Consider the following 22,371-nt stretch of genomic DNA (forward strand, 5'->3'; position numbering starts at 1 on the left):
GTAGGAGCTGCCGAAGGCTGCGATCAAGATCGCAACCTTCGGCAGCTCCAACAAGGAGACGGCAATTTCAGGCTTGGGTTTTGTGATCCAGCGCGGCGTAGAAGTTGGCGCTTTGTTGTAGGTATTTCTGGGTGTAGCTCTGGGTGTGGGATTTTTTGCTGGCGATTTCGACGTTGGCACCGGCTGGCAATACCACGGTGGCAGAAATGGCGGAAGCGGCGATGACGGAGAAGAGATTGAAATTCATGGCGGTAACCCTCGTGTTCGTTTGCTTGGTTTGCCCGGCGGGCTGTGAAACAAACGTAACGCTCGAGGGTTACTCGCTTGAAATCTTTTGTAGCATTAGCCGATATCAGTGCAATTAATACAACGATGCAGGCCCCGCAGACCGGAGCCTGTGGCTTATTGTCGCACCAGGAATTTCAGATCGCTTGGCGCGTCAATCGGCAGTTTTTGCACGGTTTTGCCCAGCAGACCGGTCTTGGCATCGCGCTCGACGACGACAATCTGGTTGCTCTTCTGGTTGGCGATCAAGACGAATTTACCGCTCGGATCGAGGGCAAACTCGCGCGGGTGATCGCCCTCGACAGAGCGCTTTTGCAGCTCTTTGAGCTGACCGGTCGCCGGATCAATGCTGAACACTACGAGCTGATTGGCCGTGCCGCGATTGCTCACGTAGAGAAACTTGCCGTCAGCCGAAGCATGCAGCGCCGCGCCGGCTTTGTCCGAGGTCGGCTGGCCCGCCGCGAGATCGACCAGTTGCGTCTGGGTCAGGACGCCGTCGTTGTAGTCGAACACCGCGACCTGTGCACTCATCTCCATGGTCAGCCAAGCGTGTTTGCCATCAGCGCTGAACAGCAGATGACGCGGGCCGCTGCCGGCCGGCAAGGCTACCGAGGCGGTTTTCGCCGGGGTTAGCGGCAGGTGCGGGTTGGCCTTCGGGTCGTACTGATAGATGAAAACCTTGTCCGCGCCCAAATCATTGGAGAACACATAGCGCCCGTCCGGCGACGACACGGTCGAGTGCACGTGATTGGAAGCCTGACGCTCAGGGTTGACCCGACTGGCCGGGTGGCCGCTCATCTGCACCACCGGTTTCAGCTGGCCGTCGGCATCGACCGGCAATACCGCCAGGGTACCGCCCGGATCTTCCATCACCGAGTAGTTGCTGACGAACAGGTGTTTGGCATCTGCGCTGAGGCTGGAATGGGTCGGCTCGTTACCGAGGCTCTGCACTTGATTGATCAGGCTCAGCGCATGGGTTTTCGGGTCGATGGCGAAGCTGCTGACGCGGCCGACCGGATCGGTCTGGCCCGGGCCGTTTTCGTTGACCACGAACAGGCGTTTCTGGTCTTTCGAGAGGGTCAGCCACGAAGGGTTTTCGGTCTTGACCACTTGCAGCGGCTTGGCGTCGATCTGGCCGGTGGCACTGTCGAACTGCATGCGGTAGATGCCCTGGCTGGAACCGGCGGTGTAGGAGCCGACCAGCAATTGCAAGGTTTCGGCAGAGGCGCTGGAAAGCCCCATCGCGCCGACGCTGCCGGCCATCAGCAAAGGCCAGAAATTACGCATCTTCATTATTGTCATCCTCATCGTCGCTGCTGCTGACTACGTCGCCGACGCACACCAGACGATGCTCGCCCGTGGTCTTGGTGTCGCTGGCGTAACCGACGATCAGCCAGCTCTGCAGCGTCTCATCGAACGTCGCTTGCGCGACCTGCGCCGGGGTGAATTCCCAGTGCTTGGCTTCGCGGCCATCGATGCATTCGATGTGCAGGTTATCGTCCTCGTCGAGGGCGAATTCGAAGGCGTGCAGGCCATCGATTTCGACCATACCGCAATGTTCGAGGGCGTTGAGAAGGGTTTGGGCAGTCATGGCAAACAGTCTTTCTAGGGGGAAAGGGCCAATGATAGCCCAATGTGATCCAGAGGCCCCTGCTGGAACCTCTGTGGGAGCGAGCCTGCTCGCGAAAGCGGTGTGCCACTTGATCGTTCCCACGCTCTGCGTGGGAATGCCTCTAGGGACGCTCCGCGTTCCAATGGGACGCAGAGCGTCCCGGGCTGCATTCCCACGCAGAGCGTGGGAACGATCAACACAAAAAATCGCGGTGTTGGCTAGATCGCCTCTCGCGATGGCTTGCCATCCACCAGGCGCTGAATCCGCAGTGGGTTGGCGTTTTTCAGTGGCTCGGGCAGCAAGCTGTCCGGGTAGTTCTGGAAGCACACCGGGCGCAGGAAGCGATCGATCGCCAGCGTACCCACTGACGTGCCGCGCGCATCGGACGTCGCCGGGTACGGGCCGCCATGCACCATGGAATCGCACACTTCGACACCGGTCGGATAACCGTTGAGCAGGATGCGCCCGACCTTCTGTTCCAGCAGCGGCGTCAGTTCGGCGAATTGCTCGAAGTCAGACGGCTCGCCGATGATCGTCGCGGTCAATTGACCGTGCAGGCCGTGCAACGCTGCGCTCAGTTGTGCCTGATCGGCCACTTCGACGATCACTGTGGTCGGACCGAACACTTCTTCCTGCAGCACTTCGTCACCGTTGATCAACAGGCTGACATCGGCCTTGAACAACTGCGGCTGCGCCTGATTGCCCTGCTGCGGATTACCGGCCAGATGCTCGATGCCGCTGTGCGCCAGAAGCTTTTCCAGGCCTTTGCCATAGCTGCCGAGGGTGCCGGCGTTGAGCATGGTTTGCGCCGGTTGATCACCGATTGCAGCGGCGACTTGCTGTACAAACGCGCTGAACTGCGGCGAGCGAATACCGATCACCAGACCCGGGTTGGTGCAGAACTGACCGCAACCCTGCACCACCGAAGCGGTGAGGTCACGCGCAACGGTTTCCGAACGCGTGGCCAGTGCCTGGGGCAGGACGATGACCGGGTTGATGCTCGACATCTCGGCGAACACCGGGATCGGTTGCGGACGAGCGGCAGCCATGTCGCAGAGGGCGCGACCGCCCTTCAGCGAACCGGTGAAACCAACGGCCTGAATCGCCGGATGCTTGACCAGCCATTCACCGACGCCGCCACCGTAGATCATGTTGAACACGCCGGCGGGCATACCGGTTTTTTCTGCGGCACGAATGATCGCGTCGGCGACCAGTTCAGCCGTGGCCATGTGGCCGCTGTGGGCCTTGAACACTACCGGGCAACCGGCGGCCAGTGCTGCTGCGGTGTCGCCACCGGCAGTGGAGAACGCCAGCGGGAAGTTGCTCGCACCAAACACGGCGACCGGGCCGAGGCCGATGCGGTACTGACGCAGATCCGGACGTGGCAGCGGCTGACGATCCGGCAATGCCTGATCGATCCGCGCGCCGTAGAAATCGCCGCGACGCAGGACTTTGGCGAACAGACGCATCTGCCCGCTGGTGCGACCGCGCTCGCCCTGAATGCGTCCGGCGGGCAGCGCGGTTTCGCGGCAGACCACGGCAACGAAATCGTCGCCAAGCGTATCGAGTTCATCGGCGACCGCGTCGAGGAACTGCGCGCGACGTTCGGCGCTGAGGCTGCGATAGGTCGGGTAAGCCGCCGCGGCGGCCTTGGCGGCGGCGTCGACTTCTTCGGCCGTGGCCTGAATGAAATCGTGCGGCAGGGCCTCGCCAGTGCTGGCGTCGACCGAGTGCAGTTTGACGCTGCCGGCGGCGCTGCGCTGACCGCCGATGTAGTTGTGACCGAGAATCTGAGTCATGGGATCTCCTTAAAGGGTGCCGATGCTGTCCGGTTCAAAAGCCGCCTGAACCGGTGCGATACCGTTGACCAGCGGTGCGCCGAAGTCGGCCTGGCTGATCTCGAACGTGTCGCCCGGCTGGGTGCGGATGCCGTCGGCAAACGACAGGGTCGCAGTGCCGAAAAAGTGAATATGCACGTCGCCCGGACGCAGGAACTGACTGTATTTGAAGTGGTGGTACTCGAGGTTCGCCAGGCTGTGGCACATGTTGGCCTCGCCGCTGAGGAACTCGTTCTGCCAGAGCACTTCGCCGTCACGCAGGATTCGGCTGGTGCCGGCAAGGTGTTGAGGCAATTCACCGGTACGAAGTTCCGGGCCATAACTGCAACTGCGCAATTTCGAGTGCGCCAGGTACAGGTAATTCTTGCGTTCCATGACGTGATCGGAGAACTCGTTACCGACGGCGAAACCGAGGCGATACGGCTTGCCATCGTTGCCGATGACATACAGGCCGGCCATCTCCGGCTCTTCGCCGGCGTCTTCGGCGAACGGCGGCAGCGGGAACGGCTGCCCCGGACGCACGACAATGCTGCCGTCGCCCTTGTAGAACCACTCTGGTTGCACGCCGGCCTGCCCCGCCGCTGGTTTACCGCCCTCCACGCCCCATTTGAAAATGCGCATGGTGTCGGTCATCGCCGCTTCATCGCCGGCCTGCTGGTGCATCTTGTCCCGCGCCGAAGCACTGCCCAGATGGGTCAGACCAGTACCGCTGACCAGCATGTGCGCCGGATCCGGGTGATCCAGTGGCGGCAGGATGCGCAGGTCTTTGAGCAACTGCCCATAGTCGTGGCTGGCACCGAGGCCGAGGCTTTGCACTTGCTCCTCAAGGGAGCTGCCGGCCTCGATTGCGGCCAGGGCCAGATCACGGACACTGCGGGCGTCCTCGACTTCGCGGACCTGACCGTTGACGACCACGCCGACACGGCGCTCGCCGTTGGGTAATTCGAATTGAACCAGATGCATGATTTTCTCCTGTTCCATCAAAAACGCCGCTATCCCCCTGTGGGAGCGAGCCTGCTCGCGAAAGCGGTGTATCAGTCACCAACAGTGTTGAATGTGATGGCCTCTTCGCGAGCAGGCTCGCTCCCACAGGGGCCAGTGTTGGTCAGTCAGGTTCGGGTCGCGCCACGGGCGCTGGCGGCGAACTGGTCGACGGGCAGCACGTGCTTGCGCTCCAGCACGCGATAAACAATGCCGGTCAGAATCAGCCCGAACACCATCACGCCCGAGAGGAAGTACAACCCCGAAGCCAGATTGCCGGTGTATTCCTTCAATGCGCCGATCACGAACGGCCCGATGTAACCGCCGAGGTTGCCCACCGAGTTGATCAAGGCAATCCCCGCCGCGGCACTGGCGCCAGCAAAGAAACGCCCCGGCAAGGTCCAGAACACCGCGGTGCACGAGAACAACGCAAACGCCACCAGACACAGCGCCGCCAGTTGCGCTACCGGCAGCGACAGCCAGGCACTGAGGAACAGGCCCAGCGCTCCGAGCACATAGAGCACCGCCAAGTGGCCGTAGCGATCATTCAAACGGTCGGAGCTGCGCGGAATGATCAGCAGGCCGATGATCCCGAAAATGTATGGCACCGACGAGACGAACCCGGTGACCAGATCGCTGCCGCCGAACTGTTTGATCAGCGTCGGCAGCCACAGGCCGAGGCCATAAATGCTCAGGGTCACCGGCAGATAGAACAGTGCCAGCAACAACACGCGTTTGTCTTTCAACGCATGCAGAGGGTTGCCGTGACGGGTCTGGCCGTACTCCTGCAAGTCCTTTTTCAGCTCGCCGGTCAGCCAGTCTTTTTCCGCCTGATCCATCCACTTCACTTGCTGCGGGCCGTCCGGTAGCCAGAGCAGCACCGGCCAGGTCAGCAGGATCGCCGGCGTGCCGATGACGATGAACAGCCACTGCCAGCCGTGCAGGCCGAGGATGCCGTCCATGCCCAGCAAACCACCGGACACGGGACCGGTGATCATCATCGCGATCGGTTGCGAGAGGATGAAAAGGCCAAGGATCTTGCCGCGATGGCGCACCGGGAACCATTGGGTGATGTAGTACAGCACGCCGGGGAAGAAGCCCGCCTCGGCCGCGCCGAGCAGAAAGCGCATCACATAGAAGCTGTGCGGTCCTTGCACAAAGGCCATGCCGATGGTGATCGCGCCCCAGGTGATCATGATCCGCGCGAACCAGCGCCGCGCGCCGAAGCGTTCGAGCATCAGGTTGCTGGGAATCTCTAGAAGAAAGTAACCAATGAAAAACAATCCGGCACCGAGGCCGTAGGCGGCATCGCCGATGCCGATGTCGGCGCCCATGTGCAGCTTGGCGAAGCCGACGGCGGAGCGATCCACATAGGCGATCAGGTACAGCAGGATCAGGAAGGGAATCAGTTTCAGTGTGATGCGCCGGACAAGCCGCAATTCCTGGCTCATGAGATCGGTCTCCGATTGTTGTTTTTATAGAACCTCGGGGGACGCCTCTCGCCAAAACAGCCAGGGCCATCCCTCCGTCGAAAACGACTATATAGTAATACTAATTACCCAACAACACTTCCAAAGCGCGGATTTTGAGCTTAGATTAAGCGTCAGCTCGCAAACAATAGTCTTACAATAAGAGAATCGATCATGTCTGATAAGAAACCCACCCTGCGCTCCGCCCAATGGTTTGGCACGGCCGACAAGAACGGCTTCATGTACCGCAGCTGGATGAAGAATCAGGGCATCGCCGACCATCAGTTCCACGGCAAGCCGATCATCGGCATCTGCAACACCTGGTCGGAACTGACCCCGTGCAACGCGCATTTCCGCCAGATCGCGGAGCACGTCAAACGCGGGGTGATCGAGGCCGGTGGTTTTCCGGTGGAATTCCCGGTGTTCTCCAATGGCGAATCGAACCTGCGCCCGACCGCCATGCTCACCCGCAACCTGGCGAGCATGGACGTTGAAGAAGCGATTCGCGGCAACCCGATCGACGGCGTCGTGCTGCTCACCGGTTGCGACAAAACCACTCCAGCGCTGCTGATGGGCGCGGCCAGTTGCGACGTGCCGGCCATCGTCGTCACCGGCGGCCCGATGCTCAATGGCAAGCACAAAGGCAAGGACATCGGCTCCGGCACCGTGGTCTGGCAGCTCAGCGAACAGGTCAAGGCCGGCACCATCACCATCGATGACTTCCTCGCGGCCGAGGGCGGCATGTCGCGTTCGGCGGGCACCTGCAACACCATGGGCACCGCGTCGACCATGGCGTGCATGGCTGAAGCACTGGGCACTTCACTGCCGCACAACGCCGCGATTCCGGCTGTGGACGCACGCCGTTATGTGCTGGCGCACATGTCCGGCATGCGTGCGGTGGAGATGGTGCGTGAAGACCTGAAGCTGTCGAAGATCCTCACCAAGGAAGCCTTCGAAAACGCTATTCGTGTCAACGCTGCCATCGGCGGTTCGACCAACGCCGTGATCCACTTGAAAGCCATCGCCGGGCGCATCGGCGTCGAGCTGGATCTGGACGACTGGACCCGCATCGGTCGCGGCATGCCGACCATCGTCGACCTGCAACCGTCCGGGCGTTTCCTGATGGAAGAGTTCTACTACGCCGGTGGTTTGCCAGCGGTACTGCGCCGCCTCGGTGAAGCCAATCTGATCCCCAACCCGAACGCACTGACGGTCAACGGCAAGTCCATCGGCGAGAACACCAAGGACGCGCCGATCTACGGCGAAGACCAAGTGATCCGCACCCTCGACAATCCGATTCGCGCTGACGGTGGCATCTGCGTGTTGCGTGGCAATCTGGCGCCGTTGGGCGCGGTGCTCAAGCCGTCCGCCGCTAGCGCTGAACTGATGCAGCATCGCGGTCGCGCGGTGGTTTTCGAGAACTTCGACATGTACAAGGCCCGGATCAACGATCCGGAGCTGGACGTCGATAAGGATTCGATTCTGGTGATGAAGAACTGCGGGCCGAAGGGTTATCCGGGCATGGCTGAAGTCGGCAACATGGGTTTGCCAGCCAAGCTGTTGGCAGAAGGCGTGACCGACATGGTGCGTATTTCCGATGCACGCATGAGCGGCACCGCGTACGGCACGGTGGTTTTGCACGTTGCCCCGGAAGCCGCAGCCGGCGGGCCTTTGGCGGCAGTAAAGGAAGGCGACTGGATCGAGCTCGATTGTGCCAGCGGCCGTTTGCATCTGGACATTCCGGATGCTGAACTGGCCGCACGCATGGCCGATCTGCAAGCACCGCAGCAATTGCTGGTGGGCGGTTATCGTCAGCTGTACATCGATCACGTGCTGCAGGCGGATCAGGGTTGCGACTTTGACTTCCTGGTGGGCTGCCGAGGTGCCGAGGTTCCGCGCCACTCTCACTGACACCCCACTGATCGTTCCCACGCTCCGCGTGGGAATGCAGCCCGGGACGCTCCGCGTCCCTTTCAGAGCTGGAACGCGGAGCGTCCCTTGAGGCATTCCCACGCAGAGCGTGGGAACGATCATTGCCTACCTCAAGATTGTGCCGTGCCTGCTATGATGCGCGGCATCTCCATCGCTCAGGATCGCGCCACTCCCCATGGATTACCGCAAACCTTCCGACCGTAAAAGCATGCACTCGCGCATCGTCCAGGAACTGGGCATGCAGATCGTCTCCGGACGCTTTTTGCCCGACGACAAACTGCCCGCCGAAGCCCTGCTTTGCGAGGAGTACGCGGTCAGTCGGCCGGTGTTGCGCGAAGCCACGCGGGTGCTGGTGGCCAAGGGGCTGGTGTATTCCAAACCGCGCGTCGGCACCGTGGTCAAGGCGCGCCGCGAATGGCACATGCTCGACCCGGACGTGCTGCACTGGCTGATGCAAAGCAGCCCGCAGAATGAATTCTTCAACGTGCTGACCAGCGTACGCAGCATCATCGAACCGGCAGCCGCCGCCCTCGCCGCTCAGCATGCGACCGATGCCGACATCGCTGCGATCAACGAAGCCTACCAACGCATGGAAGCCGCGCCGACCCCGGAAGCGCTGTTGCAACCGGACCTGGACTTCCACAGCCGCATCGCCGATGCGACGCACAACGACCTGCTGGCGAACCTGTGCAACATGTTGGCGGTAGCGATCGCCGAGGCGTTGAAGCATTCCAATCAACGGCCGAATCTGCATGAACTGGCGTTGCCGAGGCACAAGGCGATTCTGACCGCCATCGAGAACCGCGATGCCCTGGGCGCCCGGCATGCGACGCTGGTGCAGCTGGATGATGCGCGCAGTGCGTTGAGTGTTGTGCTTGGCGCAGAGCTTTCTTAGGGCTTGAGATCGCTTGCCCTCACCCTAGCCCTCTCCCAGAGGTAGAGGGGACCGATTGGGGGATATTTGAGATTTACGCCGACTTGAACGTTCTGCTGTGAATCCATAACCGACTCGGTATTTCAGGTCGATATATCTAGCCGCACCCCTCGGTCAGTCCCCTCTCCCTCAGGGAGAGGGCTAGGGTGAGGGGCTCTTGATCTTGGACCACAAAAAAAGCCGCAACCCATCAAGGTTGCGGCTTTGTCGTTTCAGCCTGTCAGATCAGTGGGCAAACAGCGAATTGCCCTTCTGCCCCGCCAGCTTCTCAGGCTTGATCAGGAACTTGGCCAGCGCTGGCAGCAGCCACAGCGCACCGAACATGTTCCACAGCAGCATGAAGGTCAGCATCAGACCCATGTCGGCCTGGAACTTGATCGCCGAGAAGATCCAGGTGCACACGCCGATCGCCAGGCACAGACCGGTGAACAGCACCGCTTTACCGGTCGACTTCAGGGTCTGGTAATAGGCTTCCTGCAACGGTAGCCCGGCACGCAGGAAACTTTCCAGGCGGCTGTAGATGTAGATGCCGTAATCCACGCCGATCCCCACGCCCAACGCCACCACCGGCAGCGTCGCGACTTTCACGCCGATGCCCATGAACGCCATCAGCGCGTTGCCGAGCACCGAGGTGAGTACCAGCGGCAGGACGATGCACAGGGTCGCTGCCCAGGAGCGGAAGGTGATCATGCACATCACCGCCACGCAGATGTACACCAGAATCAGGATGGTCAGCTCAGCCTGTTTGATGACTTCGTTGGTGGCTGCTTCGATCCCGGCGTTACCGGCAGCGAGGATGAATTCCAGGCCGTCCTTGTTGTTTTCCTTGGCGAACTCCTGCACCGCGTTGACCGCACGATCGAGGGTTTCGGCCTTGTGGTCGTTGAGGAACACCAGCACTGGCGCCAGCGAGCAGCTGTTGTTGTACAGGCCATCGGCGCGGGCGATCGAGTTGTTCAGTACGTCCGGGTTGCGCGACAGGGTTTCCCATTTCAGGTTGCCCTCGTTCATGCCCTTGATCATCTGCTTGGACACGGTCACCAGCGAGATCGCCGACTGCACGCCCTCGGTGTTCTGCATCTTCCACATCAGCTGATCGATCGGCGCCATGGCTTCGTAGCGCGAGCAGCCTTCGGCCTTGGTCTTGACCATCACCACCAGCACGTCGGAACTGGTCGAGTAATTGCTGATGATGAAGTTGTTGTCCTTGTTGTAGCGCGAGTCCGGACGCAGTTCCGGCGCGCCCTGGTCGAGGTCGCCGATCTTCAGGTTCTGGCTGTACCAGAGGCCGCCACCGAAGGCGATCAACGCCAGGGCTACCGAAATCGGCGCGACTTTCGGGCTGGCGAAGTTCGACAGCAGACGCCAGAACGGATGTTCACGGTTGGCGTCCTTCTTGCTCTTGGCAATCGCGCGCTTGCTGATGCCCACATAGGAAATCGCCACCGGCAGCAGGATCAGGTTGGTGAACACGATCACCGCAACGCCGATGGACGCGCCGATAGCCAGTTCACGGATCACCCCGATGTCGATGATCAGCAGGGTGATGAAGCCTACCGCATCGGCCAGAATCGCGATCATCCCCGGCAGGAACAACTGGCGGAAGGTGCGTCGTGCAGCGGTCAGGGCGTTATCGGCCTCGCTGGATTGCAGGGCGATACCGTTGATCTTCTGCACGCCGTGGGAAATGCCGATGGCGAAAATCAGGAACGGCACCAGCATCGAATACGGGTCGAGCCCGAAGCCGAAGAAGTGCATCAACCCGAGCTGCCAGACCACCGCCACCAGCGTTGTGCTCAACACCGCGATGGTGCTGCGCAGGCAGTTGGTGAACCACAGCAGCAGAATCAGGGTGATGACGAAGGCGACACCGAAGAACAGCACCACCATCACCAGACCGTCGATCAGGTCACCGACCTTCTTGGCGAAACCGACGATGTGGATCTTGATGTTGGGGTTCTGCGCTTCGAACTTGTTGCGGATCTTGTCTTCGAGCTCATGGGAGAACTGGCGATAGTCCAGCGCCAGCAACTTGCCCTGATCCTGCGGGTCCGGATAGGCCTCGAGCAGCGGGATGTCGACAATGCTCGACTTGAAGTCGTTGGCCACCAGACGCCCGACCTGGCCGGACTTGAGCACGTTGTTGCGCAGCAGATCGAGGCTGTCCTGGGAGCCGTTGTAGCTCTGCGGAATCACTTCACCGCCGGCGAAACCCTCTTCGGTCACTTCGGTCCAGCGTACGCTCGGGCTCCACAGCGATTTGAGGCCTGAACGATCGACGCCGGAAATGTAGAACACTTCGTCGTTGATCTGGCGCAGGGTCTCCATGTACTCCTTGGAGAAGATGTCGCCGTCGGTGGCTTCCACCGAAATACGCACCGTGTTGCCCAGGTTCGCCAGATCGTTGCGGTGCTCCATCATCTTTTCGATGAAGGGATGCTGCAGCGGGATCATTTTTTCAAAACTGGTCGACGGCCGAATCAGCGTGGCCTGCCAGAACAGGAAAATGCTCACCACCAGGCAGATCAGGATCACGGCCGGACGGTTATTGAAGATCAGGCGCTCGAGAACCGTCGCCTTTTCCTGCTGAGGAGTGATCAAGGAAGTCATAGCCCCGCCTTCTTGTTATTGGTCTCGGCACCGTTTGGCTGGGTGATGTGCAAGCCACCCTGCCCGGTCAGAATCAGGTTGCCGTTGCCGGCGGCGGTGACCGACGACAGCGAAATGCGATCCGGGCGGTTGAACACGCTGAAGGTTTCGCCGTTGTCGCTGCTGCTGATCACCGAGCCGCCGTTACCGACGATGACGATCGAGCCGTCTTCCAGCAGCGTGCCGCCGGACAGGCCGAACTCCAGCGCACCGCGTGCAGCTTTGAGTTCGACCTGCTCCCAGTTGCTGCCGAAATCAGTGGAGCGATAAAGATTGCCGCGCAAGCCGTAAGCCAGCAGGGTCTGCGGCTGCGCCGTGCCGATCACGCCGAACAGTGAACCTTCGTACGGGCCTTCAAGCTTTTCCCAGGTCTGGCCGTCATCGGCGGAGCGGAACATGCTGCCGGACTCGCCGACGATAAACAGCCCGGCGTCTTTCACGGCGGCGATGGCGTTGAGGTGGAACTGGTCTTCGTTGTCGAGGCGATCGCTGACGTCTTCCCAGTGCTTGCCGCCATCGGAGGTTTCCAGCAGCGTGCCGTAGGCGCCCACGGCAAAGCCGCTGCTGGCGTCCTTGAACCAGACGTCGAGCAGCGGCGATTCGCGTGCGAGGTCTTCGAATTGTTTGGTCCAGGTCAGACCGCCGTCTGCGCTGGCGAGAATCTGTGCATCGTGGCCCACGGCCCAACCGTTTTTGTCATCGACGAAATACACGGCAGTGAGCAGTTGCCGGGTTGGCACCTTGGCCTGGGTCCAGGTTTTGCCCTGGTCATCGGAATAGACGATGTGCCCGCGATCGCCGACCGCGACCAGACGCGCGCCAGCGTGGACGACATCAAGAATCAGGCTTTTCGCGGCCTTGGCCGATTCGGTGGCATAGACCACGTCAGCCGGGGCCTCGGCGGCAATCACAGGTGCCGATAACGTGGCAAAGCCCAGCAGCGAGAGTGCTGTGGCCAGCAACGCGGTGTTGCGTAACGCCGGCGGGCGGCAACGACTCATAGACCTTCCCCTATTTATTATTGTTGGGCCATCGGGCCTTCAAGGGCGCCGCAAGGGTGCTCGGCTAGTGGCGTTTCAGAAGCATAGTCCTGAAACCCGCAATCCAGAGCCCCTTCGGAAGCTGGCTCATCCTATCGGGCTTTGCAAATGTCTGACAATCGGCGCCGCGTTATCTTTTGTTAACCGAAAGCGGCCCTCTGTAACCAAGGAATTCCCCTGTGGGAGCGAGCTTGCTCGCGAATGCGGTGTATCAGTCACCCTGTTTATTGGCTGACCCACCGCTTTCGCGAGCAGGCTCGCTCCCACAGGGTTTGTGGTGATGGGTGGTTTCGCGCCAAAGGCTGAATGCGCAGCCATTCGTAGGATGGATGACGCAATTGTCGCTGCGGGGACTTGCAGGATCGGTATTATGGTATACCATCAGACGCACAGACACTCTTAATCCCCAACGGAGCAGCTCATGAGTTTCGAAATTCGCAAGATCGTCAGCTATGTCGAAGAAACCTTCATCGAAGGCGGCAAGGCTACTGACAAGCCGGTGACCATGGTCGGCCTCGCCGTGGTGATGAAGAACCCGTGGGTGGGCAACGGTTTTGTCGAAGACCTCAAGCCGCAGATCCGCGCCAACTGCTCCGACCTCGGCGCCATGATGGTCGAACGCCTGGTCGGCATCATCGGCGGTGCCGAGAAGATCGAGGCCTACGGCAAAGCGGCGGTCGTCGGCGCTGATGGCGAAATCGAGCACGCGTCGGCGGTGATCCACACCCTGCGCTTCGGCAATCACTATCGCGAAGCGGTAAAAGCCAAGAGCTATCTGAGCTTTACCAACAAGCGCGGCGGTCCGGGCACGTCGATTCAGATCCCGATGATGCACAAGGACGACGAAGGCCTGCGTTCGCACTACATCACCCTGGAAATGCAGATCGAAGACGCGCCGCGTGCTGACGAAATCGTTGTCGTGCTGGGTTGCGCCGACGGTGGCCGCCTGCACCCGCGCATCGGCAACCGCTACATCGATCTGGAAGAACTGGCCGCCGAAAAGGCCCAGTAATCACAACAAGAAAGGCATTGCAGGAGCGCTCCATGATTCGGCTCACCGCTGAACTCACCCCGGCTGGCACCAGTTACCTGGCGACCGGCCAAGGCCAGCCCGTGGTATTGATCCACGGCGTGGGCCTGAACAAAGAAATGTGGGGCGGGCAGATTGTCGGCCTCGCCAGCCAGTACCAGGTGATCGCCTACGACATGCTCGGCCACGGCGCCAGCCCGCGCCCGGCCAGCGGCACCGACCTGCTCGGTTACGCCGATCAGTTGCTCGAGCTGCTCGATCACCTCAATCTGCCCCAGGCAGCGGTGATCGGTTTCTCCATGGGCGGCCTGGTCGCGAGGGCCTTCGCCCTGCATTACCCGGAGCGCCTGCAAAGCCTGGTGGTGCTGAACAGCGTGTTCAACCGCAGCGAAGAACAGCGTGCCGGCGTCATCGCACGCACTGCGCAGGCTGCCGAACATGGCCCGGACGCCAATGCCGAAGCGGCATTGTCCCGCTGGTTCAGCCGTGAATATCAGGCAGCCAACCCGGCGCAGATCGCCGCGTTGCGCCAGACTTTGGCCAACAACGATCCGCAGGGCTACCTGACCACCTACGAATTGTTCGCCACCCAGGACATGTACCGCGCCGACGATCTGAGTAGCATTCAGGCGCCGACGCTGATCGCCACCGGCGAACTCGACCCCGGTTCAACCCCGGAAATGGCCGAGCAACTGGCCCGACGCATCCCCGCTGCGAAGGTTGCCGTGCTGCCCGAGCAACGGCATATGATGCCGGTAGAGTCGCCGCGTCTGGTCAATCAGATGCTGCTGGAATTTCTCCAATTCGCACACGCCCGACAAAACCATATAAAGGGGATCGTTGCATGACACTCGCACGCTTCCAGATGTGCATCGGCGGAGACTGGGTCGACGCCCTCTCCGGCAAGACCTTCGAAAGCCTCAACCCGGCCTCCGCGCAAGCCTGGGCGGAACTGCCCGACGCCGATGAAGCGGACGTCGAACGCGCCGTGCAAGCAGCGCAAACTGCCTTCGACAGCCCGGCCTGGCGCGGCCTGACCGCCACTGCGCGCGGCAAACTGCTGCGCCGCCTCGGTGATCTGATCGCTGAAAACAAGGAACACCTGGCGCAGCTGGAAAGCCGCGACAACGGCAAGCTGATCCGCGAAACCCGTGGCCAGGTCAGCTATCTGCCGGAGTTCTTCCACTACACCGCAGGCCTCGCTGACAAGCTTGAAGGCGGTACGCTGCCGTTGGACAAGCCCGACCTGTTTGCCTACACCGTGCACGAAGCCATGGGTGTGGTTGCCGCGATCATTCCATGGAACAGCCCGCTGTACCTGACCGCGATCAAACTGGCCCCGGCCCTGGCCGCCGGCAACACGATTGTGATCAAGCCGTCCGAGCACGCCTCGGCGACCATTCTCGAGCTGGCGCGTCTGGCCCTCGAAGCCGGGATTCCGCCGGGCGTGGTCAACGTCGTTACCGGCTACGGCCCGAGCACCGGCGCCGCCCTCACCCGCCATCCGCTGATCCGCAAGATCGCCTTCACCGGCGGCGCGGCCACGGCACGGCATGTGGTGCGCAGCAGCGCCGAGAACTTCGCCAAGCTGTCGCTGGAGCTGGGCGGCAAGTCGCCGAATATCATCTTCGCCGACGCCGACCTGGACAGCGCGATCAACGGTGCGATTGCCGGGATCTACGCGGCGTCCGGGCAGAGCTGCGTGTCCGGTTCGCGCTTGCTGGTGCAGGACGAAATCTACGACGAATTCGTCAACCGTCTGGTCGAGCGCGCCCAGCGCATCCGCATCGGCAACCCACAGGAAGACAACAGTGAAATGGGTCCGATGGCCACCGCGCAGCAACTGGCGGTGGTCGAAGGTCTGGTCGCCGATGCCATCGCCGAAGGCGCGCGTTTGCGCACCGGTGGCAAGCGTCCGGCGGATCTCGGTGAAGGCTGGTTTTACGAGCCGACGCTGTTCGAGTGCGACCGCAATTCGATGAAGATCATGCAGGAAGAAGTCTTCGGCCCGGTCGCCTCGGTGATTCGTTTCAAAGACGAAGCCGAAGCGCTGGCGATCGCCAATGACTCACAGTTCGGCCTCGCCGCCGGCATCTGGACCCGTGACCTCGGCCGCGCCCATCGTCTGGCACGCGATGTGCGCTCGGGGATCATCTGGGTCAACACTTACCGCGCAGTGTCGGCGATGGCGCCGATCGGCGGCTTCAAGAACAGTGGCTATGGACGCGAAAGCGGCATCGATTCGGTGCTGGCCTACACCGAACTGAAAACGGTGTGGATCAACCTCTCCCAGGCGCCAATGCCTGATCCGTTTGTGATGCGCTAGGAGTCCTGCGAAATGATCGAACCCGGCATTTACAAAGACGTCATGAGCTCGTTCCCGTCCGGCGTCACGGTGGTCACCACCCTCGACCCGGACGGCGGCATCGTCGGTATCACCGCCAGCGCGTTCAGCGCGCTGTCGATCGACCCGGCGCTGGTGCTGTTCTGCCCCAACTATGCGTCCGACACCTACCCGGTGCTGCGCGACAGCAAGAAATTCGCCATCCATTTGCTCTCCGCCGAGCAGACCGCCGAAGCCTACGCGTTCGCCGGCAAGGGCAAGGAAAAGGCCAAGGGCATCGACTGGCACCTGAGCGACCTGGGCAACCCGATCCTGGCCAAGGCGACGGCGATCATCGAGTGCGAGTTGTGGCGTGAATACGACGGCGGCGATCACGCGATCATTGTCGGCGCAGTGAAGAACCTGATCCTGCCCGAGCACCCGGTGACGCCGATGATTTATCACAAGGGCAAGTTGGGTGCGTTGCCTGCCTTGACCTGATTGCCCCACCCAACTCCCATTGTGGTGAGGGAGATAAATCCCCTCACCACAGGGTTCATTCCAACAAGGGGATCTGTGTTGTGAGGAGGAATGATGAGTAACGAGAAGTATGAAAAAGGTCTGAAAATCCGCACCCAGGTATTGGGCGAAGCCTACGTGCAACGCTCGATCGAGAACGCCGACGACTTCACCCGTCCGCTGCAGGAAATGGTCACCGAATACTGCTGGGGCCATGTCTGGGGGCGTGAGGGTCTGTCGCTCAAGGAGCGCAGCATGATCAACCTGGCAATGATCTCGGCGCTCAACCGCCCGCATGAACTCAAGCTGCATGTGCGTGGCGCCTTGCGTAACGGCCTGAGTCGTGAGCAAATACGCGAAATTCTGCTTCAGGTCGGCATTTATTGCGGCGTTCCGGCGGCCGTGGACAGTTTCCGGCTGGCCCGTGAAGCCTTTGCCGAAGCCGACGCCGAGGCCTCCAGTTAACCCTCGGCTGTTTTGATGCCCGTCTGGCATGGACAGCCAAGCTCAAGAGCGGACCCCATGAAACGCCAGCCACTCGACGACAGCTTCAAGGTCAATCGCAACCCCGTTACCCTGCGCGAAATCGTGCTGGACAAACTGCGTAGCGCGATCATGAATTTCCAGCTCATGCCAGGTGATCGCCTGGTCGAACGCGACCTGTGCGATCGCCTCGGCGTCAGCCGCACGTCGGTGCGCGAAGCCTTGCGTCACCTCGAATCCGAAGGTCTCGTCGAATTCGCCGATGCCAAAGGCCCGCGCGTGGCCATCATCACCCTCGACGACGCCGTCGATATCTACGAATTGCGTTGTGTGCTCGAAGGCCTGATCGTGCAGCTGTTCACCCTGCGCGCCAAAGCCAAGGACATCAAAGCCCTGGAAAAAGCCCTCGATGACAACCGCAAGGCGCTCAAGGACGGCGAGCTGCAACAGGTGATCGACTCGGTGCAGGGCTTCTACGACGTGCTGCTCGAAGGCTCGGGCAACCATGTCGCCGCCACCCAATTGCGTCAGTTGCAGGCACGCATCAGCTATCTGCGCGCGACCTCGGTCTCCCAGGAAAACCGTCGTGGCGCGAGTAATCACGAGATGGAAAAAATGGTCGAGGCGATCAAGAGCGGCGATCCGCTGGCGGCGCATCAGGCGTGTGTCGATCACGTCCGCGCGGCCGCCGCCGTGGCCCTCGATTACCTCAAGCGCAAGCAGGAAGAGACCGGCGTCGCCGTCAAAGGTACCCCGGCGATCACCCTGCCGATCGCGCTGAAAGAACCCCGCATAGGTCAATGACATGTTCAGCCCGAGCTTTTGCCCGAAATGCGGTGGCCCTGACCTCGGTCAGCAGACGCCGCCGGGCGATACGCACGAGCGCCTGATGTGCCGCGGCTGCGGCTATATCCACTACGTCAATCCGAAGATCATTGCCGGCTGCATCATAGAGCAGGACGGCAAATACCTTTTGTGCCAACGGGCGATCCCCCCGCGCCCGGGCACCTGGACGCTGCCGGCCGGTTTCATGGAAAGCTTTGAGACCACCGAACAGGCGGCGCTGCGCGAAGTCTGGGAAGAAAGCGGCGTGCGCGCGGAAATCGTCTCGCCGTATTCGATCTTCAGCGTGCCGAAGATCAGCGAGGTGTACATCATCTTCCGCGCCATCGCCCTGGAGATCACCGGGCAGTACGGGCCGGAAACCATGGATTACAAGTTCTTCGCCCCGGAAGAGATTCCGTGGGAGCAGATCTATTACCCGGCGATCCGGCAGATTCTCGAGCGCTATATCGAAGAGCGCCAAGCGGGGGTTTACGGGATTTACATGGGTAATGATGACAGCGGCAAGATTCATTTCATGCGCTAAAAATCACCTTCCCCCTGATCGTTCCCACGCTCCGCGTGGGAATGCCTTTACGGACGCTCCGCGTTCGGCTCTGGATGGGACGCAGAGCGTCCCGGGCTGCATTCCCACGCGGAGCGTGGGAACGATCATCAGTGTGGCTTAAATTGGGTTGATGCCTTCAACGATGATGATCTCCGCCCTCGCCCATTCTTCGCGATAACTTTTCGCCTCCTGATACGCCGCCGAGCGGTAGCACGCGACGGCTGTTTCGTAGCTTTCAAACTCGATGATCACCGTACGCTGTGGCGTCTGCCGCCCTTCCAGCGCTTCACTGCGCCCGCCTCTGGCGAGAAACTTGCCGCCGAATGCGGCAATCGCCTGCGGGGTGCGCTGGGTGTATTGGCTGTAGTGCTCGGCATCGGCTATATCCACATGTGCAATCCAGTACGCCTTCATAGTGACCTCTTTGTTGATTTTGTATTATGGTATACCAATATATTTCCAACGAACCCTGAGAGTCCAGCATGGCCTTCAACAGCATCGAAGAAATCATCGAAGATTATCGCCTCGGCAAAATGGTCCTGCTGGTCGATGACGAAGACCGCGAGAACGAAGGCGACCTGCTGCTGGCCGCTGATCGTTGCACACCGGAGGCTATCAGCTTCATGGCCCGCGAGGCACGCGGGCTGATCTGCCTGACCCTGACCGACGAACATTGTCAGCGCTTGGGCCTGGAGCAAATGGTACCCGCCAATGGCAGTGTATTCAGCACTGCATTTACCGTGTCGATCGAAGCGGCGGTTGGCGTGACCACCGGCATTTCCGCCGCAGATCGCGCCTGCACCGTTGCTGCCGCCGTCGCGCCGAATGCCCGCGCCGAAGACCTGGTGCAGCCCGGCCACATCTTCCCGTTGCGCGCCAAGGAAGGTGGCGTGCTGACCCGCGCCGGGCACACCGAGGCCGGCTGCGATCTGGCGCGTCTGGCCGGTTTCACCCCGGCCTCGGTGATTGTCGAAGTGATGAACGACGACGGCACCATGGCGCGCCGCCCGGATCTGGAGCAGTTCGCGCGCAAGCACGGGATCAAGATCGGCACCATCGCCGACCTGATCCACTATCGCCTGAGCACCGAGCACACCGTCGAACGCATCGGTGAACGAGAGCTGCCGACGGTGCATGGCACCTTCCGTTTGATCACCTTCGAAGATCGCATCGAAGGCGGTGTGCACATGGCGATGGTCATGGGCGACTTGCGTCGTGAAGAGCCGACACTGGTGCGCGTGCACGTGATCGATCCGCTGCGCGATCTGGTCGGCGCCGAGTACAGCGGACCGACGAACTGGACCCTCTGGGCAGCGTTGCAACGGGTCGCGGCGGAAGGTCATGGGGTTGTGGTCGTGCTGGCCAATCATGAATCGTCGCAGGCGTTGCTCGAACGCGTGCCGCAGTTGACCCAGCCGCCACGGCAGTTCAGCCGTTCGCAATCGCGGATTTATTCCGAGGTCGGGACGGGGGCGCAGATTCTGCAGAATCTGGGAGTGGGCAAGTTGCGTCACCTCGGTCCGCCGCTGAAGTACGCGGGGTTGACCGGGTATGACCTTGAGGTGGTTGAGAGCATTCCTTTCACCGAATAACCCTGTTATCGATACTCCCCTGTGGCGAGGGGATTTATCCCCGTCGGGCTGCGAAGCGGCCCCGATTCCTGCCAACGCGATCCGCCAGAAATATCGCATGTCCCGCTTTCAGGGCTGCTCCGCAGCCCGACGGGGATAAATCCCCTCGCCACAGTTTCATTCGCTACACATTTGGATGAAGACCGGAAAGACAGATCCGCCAGATAACCGGTAAGGCAAAGTGCTTGCACAAAGTTTGGAATACCATAATATGATATTCCATAGACCGGACGGACCAAAAAACCGTCCAGCTACTGCTCCCGACAGGCGGGCAACAACGCAAGGCCCGCTCAAAAACACAACAATGAGGGCGTGAACATGGTGTTGAACAAAGCTGCAACCGCGATCTTTTTCGCGGGACTGCTCAGCGTTACCGGCCAGGCTGCAATGGCTGCCGAAAGCGTGAATTTTGTGAGCTGGGGCGGTAGCACCCAGGATGCGCAGAAACAGGCCTGGGCCGATCCGTTCAGCAAGGCCAGCGGCATCACCGTCGTCCAGGACGGCCCCACCGACTACGGCAAACTCAAGGCCATGGTCGAAAGCGGCAACGTGCAGTGGGACGTGGTCGATGTCGAAGCCGATTTCGCCCTGCGCGCCGCTGCCGAAGGCCTGCTCGAACCCCTCGATTTCAAAGTCATTCAGCGCGACAAGATCGACCCGCGTTTCGTCAGCGATCACGGTGTCGGCTCGTTCTTCTTCTCCTTCGTCCTCGGCTACAACGAGGGCAAGCTAGGCGCCAACAAGCCGCAGGACTGGAGTGCGCTGTTCGACACCAAAACCTACCCCGGCAAACGCGCCCTGTACAAATGGCCAAGCCCCGGCGTGCTCGAACTGGCGCTGCTGGCCGACGGCGTTGCGGCTGACAAGCTCTACCCGCTGGATCTGGATCGCGCCTTCAAGAAACTCGACACCATCAAGAAAGACATCGTCTGGTGGGGCGGCGGCGCGCAGTCGCAGCAACTGCTGGCGTCCGGCGAAGCGAGCATGGGCCAGTTCTGGAATGGCCGTGTGCACGCCTTGCAGGAAGACGGCGCACCGGTCGGCGTGAGCTGGAAGCAGAACCTGGTCATGGCCGACATTCTGGTCATTCCCAAAGGCTCGAAAAACAAAGATGCGGCGATGAAGTTCCTCGCCAATGCGAGCAGCGCCAAAGGTCAGGCCGACTTCTCCAACCTGACCGCCTACGCGCCGGTCAACCTCGACAGTGTGGAGCGTCTGGATTCGACGCTGGCCCCCAACCTGCCGACGGCTTACGCCAAGGATCAGATCACCCTTGATTTCGCTTACTGGGCCAAGAACGGTCCGGCTATCGCGACACGGTGGAACGAATGGCTGGTCAAATGAAAATCGCGGCCACTGCGCCCCGTCCTTCCACTGCCACCGGGAGCGCCGCCGGCGCTGCCGGTTCGGCCTTCAAGCAACGCTGGCGCGGCGCCGGCAACCTCGTCCCGGCGCTGCTGTTCCTCGGCCTGTTCTTTCTGGCGCCGTTGATTGGCCTGCTGCTGCGCGGTGTGCTCGAACCTGTGCCGGGTCTCGGCAACTACGAACAACTGTTCGCCAACTCGGCCTATGCGCGAGTGCTGCTCAACACCTTTTCGGTGGCCGGGCTGGTGACGCTGTTCAGTCTGCTGCTGGGCTTTCCGCTGGCCTGGGCGATCACCCTGGTGCCGCGCGGCTGGGGGCGCTGGATCCTCAACATCGTGCTGCTGTCGATGTGGACCAGCCTGCTCGCCCGCACCTATTCGTGGCTGGTGTTGCTGCAAGCCTCGGGCGTGATCAACAAGGCGCTGATGGCGATGGGCATCATCGATCAGCCGTTGGAAATGGTGCACAACCTGACGGGCGTGGTGATCGGCATGAGCTACATCATGATCCCGTTCATCGTGCTGCCGTTGCAGGCGACCATGCAGGCCATCGACCCGATGATCCTGCAGGCCGGCTCGATCTGTGGCGCCAGCCCGTGGACCAACTTCTTCCGGGTGTTCCTGCCGCTGTGCCGGCCGGGTCTGGCCTCCGGCGGTTTGATGGTGTTCGTGATGTCGCTCGGTTACTACGTCACCCCGGCGCTGCTCGGCGGGGCGCAGAACATGATGCTGCCGGAGTTCATCATTCAGCAGGTGCAATCGTTCCTCAACTGGGGCCTGGCCAGTGCCGGCGCCGCGTTGTTGATCGCAATCACCCTGGTGCTGTTCTACTTCTACCTGAAGCTTCAACCGGAATCCCCGGTTGGCGCCAGTAATGCGAGGTAAGCCGAC

21 protein-coding genes are annotated in these 22,371 nt (G+C 61.2%); 12 read left to right on the forward strand and 9 right to left on the reverse strand.

Annotation, left to right across the window (positions count from 1 at the left end):
- Positions 1-67: 67 nt before the first annotated feature.
- From D8U82_RS27685 to D8U82_RS27715, 6 genes are all read right to left on the reverse strand, one after another.
- Positions 68-247, reverse strand: coding sequence for a hypothetical protein (locus tag D8U82_RS27685; protein ID WP_016775003.1), 180 nt, complete (start codon positions 245-247; stop codon positions 68-70).
- Positions 248-402: 155 nt separating this feature from the next.
- Positions 403-1,578 (reverse strand): lactonase family protein, encoded by a 1,176-nt coding sequence (locus D8U82_RS27690; RefSeq protein WP_130903357.1) that lies wholly within the window; start codon positions 1,576-1,578, stop codon positions 403-405.
- Positions 1,565-1,876, reverse strand: coding sequence for a DUF5629 family protein (locus D8U82_RS27695; protein ID WP_123442283.1), 312 nt, complete (start codon positions 1,874-1,876; stop codon positions 1,565-1,567). Before D8U82_RS27695 ends, D8U82_RS27690 begins: the two co-directional genes overlap by 14 nt.
- A 239-nt stretch (positions 1,877-2,115) precedes the next feature.
- On the reverse strand, positions 2,116-3,696 hold the full coding sequence (locus D8U82_RS27700) for an aldehyde dehydrogenase (NADP(+)) (protein WP_110603689.1): 1,581 nt from the start codon (positions 3,694-3,696) through the stop codon (positions 2,116-2,118).
- A 9-nt stretch (positions 3,697-3,705) separates the two neighbouring features.
- Positions 3,706-4,698, reverse strand: a complete 993-nt coding sequence (gene araD1, locus D8U82_RS27705; RefSeq protein ID WP_130903358.1) for an AraD1 family protein — start codon at positions 4,696-4,698, stop codon at positions 3,706-3,708.
- A gap of 146 nt (positions 4,699-4,844) precedes the next feature.
- The gene (locus tag D8U82_RS27715) at positions 4,845-6,167 is read right to left on the reverse strand and encodes an MFS transporter (RefSeq protein ID WP_130903360.1); all 1,323 of its coding nucleotides are present in this window, start codon (positions 6,165-6,167) and stop codon (positions 4,845-4,847) included.
- Positions 6,168-6,359: 192 nt separating this feature from the next.
- Between D8U82_RS27715 and D8U82_RS27720 the strand changes: the two genes are divergently transcribed.
- Positions 6,360-8,096, forward strand: a complete 1,737-nt coding sequence (locus D8U82_RS27720) for an IlvD/Edd family dehydratase (protein WP_071172698.1) — start codon at positions 6,360-6,362, stop codon at positions 8,094-8,096.
- A 196-nt stretch (positions 8,097-8,292) separates the two neighbouring features.
- Entirely contained in the window at positions 8,293-9,012 is a 720-nt protein-coding gene (locus tag D8U82_RS27725) for a FadR/GntR family transcriptional regulator (RefSeq protein WP_024013185.1), read from the forward strand.
- Positions 9,013-9,276: 264 nt separating this feature from the next.
- Here D8U82_RS27725 and D8U82_RS27730 read toward each other — a convergent pair whose 3' ends face one another.
- On the reverse strand, positions 9,277-11,661 hold the full coding sequence (locus D8U82_RS27730) for an RND family transporter (RefSeq protein ID WP_024013186.1): 2,385 nt from the start codon (positions 11,659-11,661) through the stop codon (positions 9,277-9,279).
- Positions 11,658-12,701 (reverse strand): YCF48-related protein, encoded by a 1,044-nt coding sequence (locus tag D8U82_RS27735; protein ID WP_122507913.1) that lies wholly within the window; start codon positions 12,699-12,701, stop codon positions 11,658-11,660. The genes D8U82_RS27730 and D8U82_RS27735 overlap by 4 nt, the downstream gene beginning before the upstream one ends.
- A gap of 460 nt (positions 12,702-13,161) precedes the next feature.
- Here D8U82_RS27735 and D8U82_RS27745 point away from each other — a divergent pair, with 460 nt between their 5' ends.
- The 7 genes from D8U82_RS27745 (at position 13,162) to D8U82_RS27775 (ending at position 18,464) form a co-directional block, all read left to right on the forward strand.
- Positions 13,162-13,752: an amino acid synthesis family protein gene (locus D8U82_RS27745; protein WP_007968626.1), complete on the forward strand. Its 591-nt coding sequence runs from the start codon at positions 13,162-13,164 to the stop codon at positions 13,750-13,752.
- Between the two features lie 32 nt (positions 13,753-13,784).
- On the forward strand, positions 13,785-14,618 hold the full coding sequence (locus D8U82_RS27750; protein ID WP_024013187.1) for an alpha/beta fold hydrolase: 834 nt from the start codon (positions 13,785-13,787) through the stop codon (positions 14,616-14,618).
- Positions 14,615-16,096, forward strand: coding sequence for an aldehyde dehydrogenase (locus D8U82_RS27755; RefSeq protein ID WP_125927343.1), 1,482 nt, complete (start codon positions 14,615-14,617; stop codon positions 16,094-16,096). The genes D8U82_RS27750 and D8U82_RS27755 overlap by 4 nt, the downstream gene beginning before the upstream one ends.
- A gap of 12 nt (positions 16,097-16,108) precedes the next feature.
- Positions 16,109-16,594 (forward strand): flavin reductase family protein, encoded by a 486-nt coding sequence (locus D8U82_RS27760; protein ID WP_130903361.1) that lies wholly within the window; start codon positions 16,109-16,111, stop codon positions 16,592-16,594.
- 93 nt (positions 16,595-16,687) lie between these two features.
- The gene (locus D8U82_RS27765; protein ID WP_007968634.1) at positions 16,688-17,077 is read left to right on the forward strand and encodes a carboxymuconolactone decarboxylase family protein; all 390 of its coding nucleotides are present in this window, start codon (positions 16,688-16,690) and stop codon (positions 17,075-17,077) included.
- Between the two features lie 57 nt (positions 17,078-17,134).
- Entirely contained in the window at positions 17,135-17,899 is a 765-nt protein-coding gene (locus tag D8U82_RS27770) for a GntR family transcriptional regulator (protein WP_016775014.1), read from the forward strand.
- 1 nt (position 17,900) lies between these two features.
- Positions 17,901-18,464 carry an NUDIX hydrolase gene (locus tag D8U82_RS27775; protein ID WP_016775015.1) on the forward strand — a complete coding sequence of 188 codons (564 nt, stop codon included), beginning with the start codon at positions 17,901-17,903 and terminating at the stop codon, positions 18,462-18,464.
- Between the two features lie 138 nt (positions 18,465-18,602).
- Here the strand turns inward: D8U82_RS27775 and D8U82_RS27780 are convergent, their stop codons facing one another.
- Positions 18,603-18,899 carry a DUF1330 domain-containing protein gene (locus tag D8U82_RS27780; RefSeq protein WP_016775016.1) on the reverse strand — a complete coding sequence of 99 codons (297 nt, stop codon included), beginning with the start codon at positions 18,897-18,899 and terminating at the stop codon, positions 18,603-18,605.
- 68 nt (positions 18,900-18,967) lie between these two features.
- Here D8U82_RS27780 and ribBA point away from each other — a divergent pair, with 68 nt between their 5' ends.
- The 3 genes from ribBA (at position 18,968) to D8U82_RS27795 (ending at position 22,365) form a co-directional block, all read left to right on the forward strand.
- Complete coding sequence (ribBA, locus tag D8U82_RS27785) at positions 18,968-20,077, forward strand: bifunctional 3,4-dihydroxy-2-butanone-4-phosphate synthase/GTP cyclohydrolase II (protein WP_123442274.1); 1,110 nt, start codon at positions 18,968-18,970, stop codon at positions 20,075-20,077.
- Between the two features lie 357 nt (positions 20,078-20,434).
- The gene (locus tag D8U82_RS27790) at positions 20,435-21,460 is read left to right on the forward strand and encodes an ABC transporter substrate-binding protein (RefSeq protein ID WP_122602413.1); all 1,026 of its coding nucleotides are present in this window, start codon (positions 20,435-20,437) and stop codon (positions 21,458-21,460) included.
- Positions 21,457-22,365, forward strand: a complete 909-nt coding sequence (locus D8U82_RS27795) for an ABC transporter permease (RefSeq protein ID WP_016775019.1) — start codon at positions 21,457-21,459, stop codon at positions 22,363-22,365. Before D8U82_RS27790 ends, D8U82_RS27795 begins: the two co-directional genes overlap by 4 nt.
- Positions 22,366-22,371 lie beyond the last annotated feature (6 nt).

Origin of the sequence: Pseudomonas sp. Sample_23 (assembly GCF_004307595.1) — a bacterium.
GTDB lineage: Bacteria > Pseudomonadota > Gammaproteobacteria > Pseudomonadales > Pseudomonadaceae > Aquipseudomonas > Aquipseudomonas atacamensis.

Bases quoted from the DNA above. Each gene is read 5' to 3' on its own strand.
- D8U82_RS27685 (WP_016775003.1), bottom strand. From the start codon at position 247: ATGAATTTCAATCTCTTCTCCGTCATCGCCGCTTCCGCCATTTCTGCC.
- D8U82_RS27690 (WP_130903357.1), bottom strand. From the start codon at position 1,578: ATGAAGATGCGTAATTTCTGGCCTTTGCTGATGGCCGGCAGCGTCGGC.
- D8U82_RS27695 (WP_123442283.1), bottom strand. From the start codon at position 1,876: ATGACTGCCCAAACCCTTCTCAACGCCCTCGAACATTGCGGTATGGTC.
- D8U82_RS27700 (WP_110603689.1), bottom strand. From the start codon at position 3,696: ATGACTCAGATTCTCGGTCACAACTACATCGGCGGTCAGCGCAGCGCC.
- araD1 (WP_130903358.1), bottom strand. From the start codon at position 4,698: ATGCATCTGGTTCAATTCGAATTACCCAACGGCGAGCGCCGTGTCGGC.
- D8U82_RS27715 (WP_130903360.1), bottom strand. From the start codon at position 6,167: ATGAGCCAGGAATTGCGGCTTGTCCGGCGCATCACACTGAAACTGATT.
- D8U82_RS27720 (WP_071172698.1), top strand. From the start codon at position 6,360: ATGTCTGATAAGAAACCCACCCTGCGCTCCGCCCAATGGTTTGGCACG.
- D8U82_RS27725 (WP_024013185.1), top strand. From the start codon at position 8,293: ATGGATTACCGCAAACCTTCCGACCGTAAAAGCATGCACTCGCGCATC.
- D8U82_RS27730 (WP_024013186.1), bottom strand. From the start codon at position 11,661: ATGACTTCCTTGATCACTCCTCAGCAGGAAAAGGCGACGGTTCTCGAG.
- D8U82_RS27735 (WP_122507913.1), bottom strand. From the start codon at position 12,701: ATGAGTCGTTGCCGCCCGCCGGCGTTACGCAACACCGCGTTGCTGGCC.
- D8U82_RS27745 (WP_007968626.1), top strand. From the start codon at position 13,162: ATGAGTTTCGAAATTCGCAAGATCGTCAGCTATGTCGAAGAAACCTTC.
- D8U82_RS27750 (WP_024013187.1), top strand. From the start codon at position 13,785: ATGATTCGGCTCACCGCTGAACTCACCCCGGCTGGCACCAGTTACCTG.
- D8U82_RS27755 (WP_125927343.1), top strand. From the start codon at position 14,615: ATGACACTCGCACGCTTCCAGATGTGCATCGGCGGAGACTGGGTCGAC.
- D8U82_RS27760 (WP_130903361.1), top strand. From the start codon at position 16,109: ATGATCGAACCCGGCATTTACAAAGACGTCATGAGCTCGTTCCCGTCC.
- D8U82_RS27765 (WP_007968634.1), top strand. From the start codon at position 16,688: ATGAGTAACGAGAAGTATGAAAAAGGTCTGAAAATCCGCACCCAGGTA.
- D8U82_RS27770 (WP_016775014.1), top strand. From the start codon at position 17,135: ATGAAACGCCAGCCACTCGACGACAGCTTCAAGGTCAATCGCAACCCC.
- D8U82_RS27775 (WP_016775015.1), top strand. From the start codon at position 17,901: ATGTTCAGCCCGAGCTTTTGCCCGAAATGCGGTGGCCCTGACCTCGGT.
- D8U82_RS27780 (WP_016775016.1), bottom strand. From the start codon at position 18,899: ATGAAGGCGTACTGGATTGCACATGTGGATATAGCCGATGCCGAGCAC.
- ribBA (WP_123442274.1), top strand. From the start codon at position 18,968: ATGGCCTTCAACAGCATCGAAGAAATCATCGAAGATTATCGCCTCGGC.
- D8U82_RS27790 (WP_122602413.1), top strand. From the start codon at position 20,435: ATGGTGTTGAACAAAGCTGCAACCGCGATCTTTTTCGCGGGACTGCTC.
- D8U82_RS27795 (WP_016775019.1), top strand. From the start codon at position 21,457: ATGAAAATCGCGGCCACTGCGCCCCGTCCTTCCACTGCCACCGGGAGC.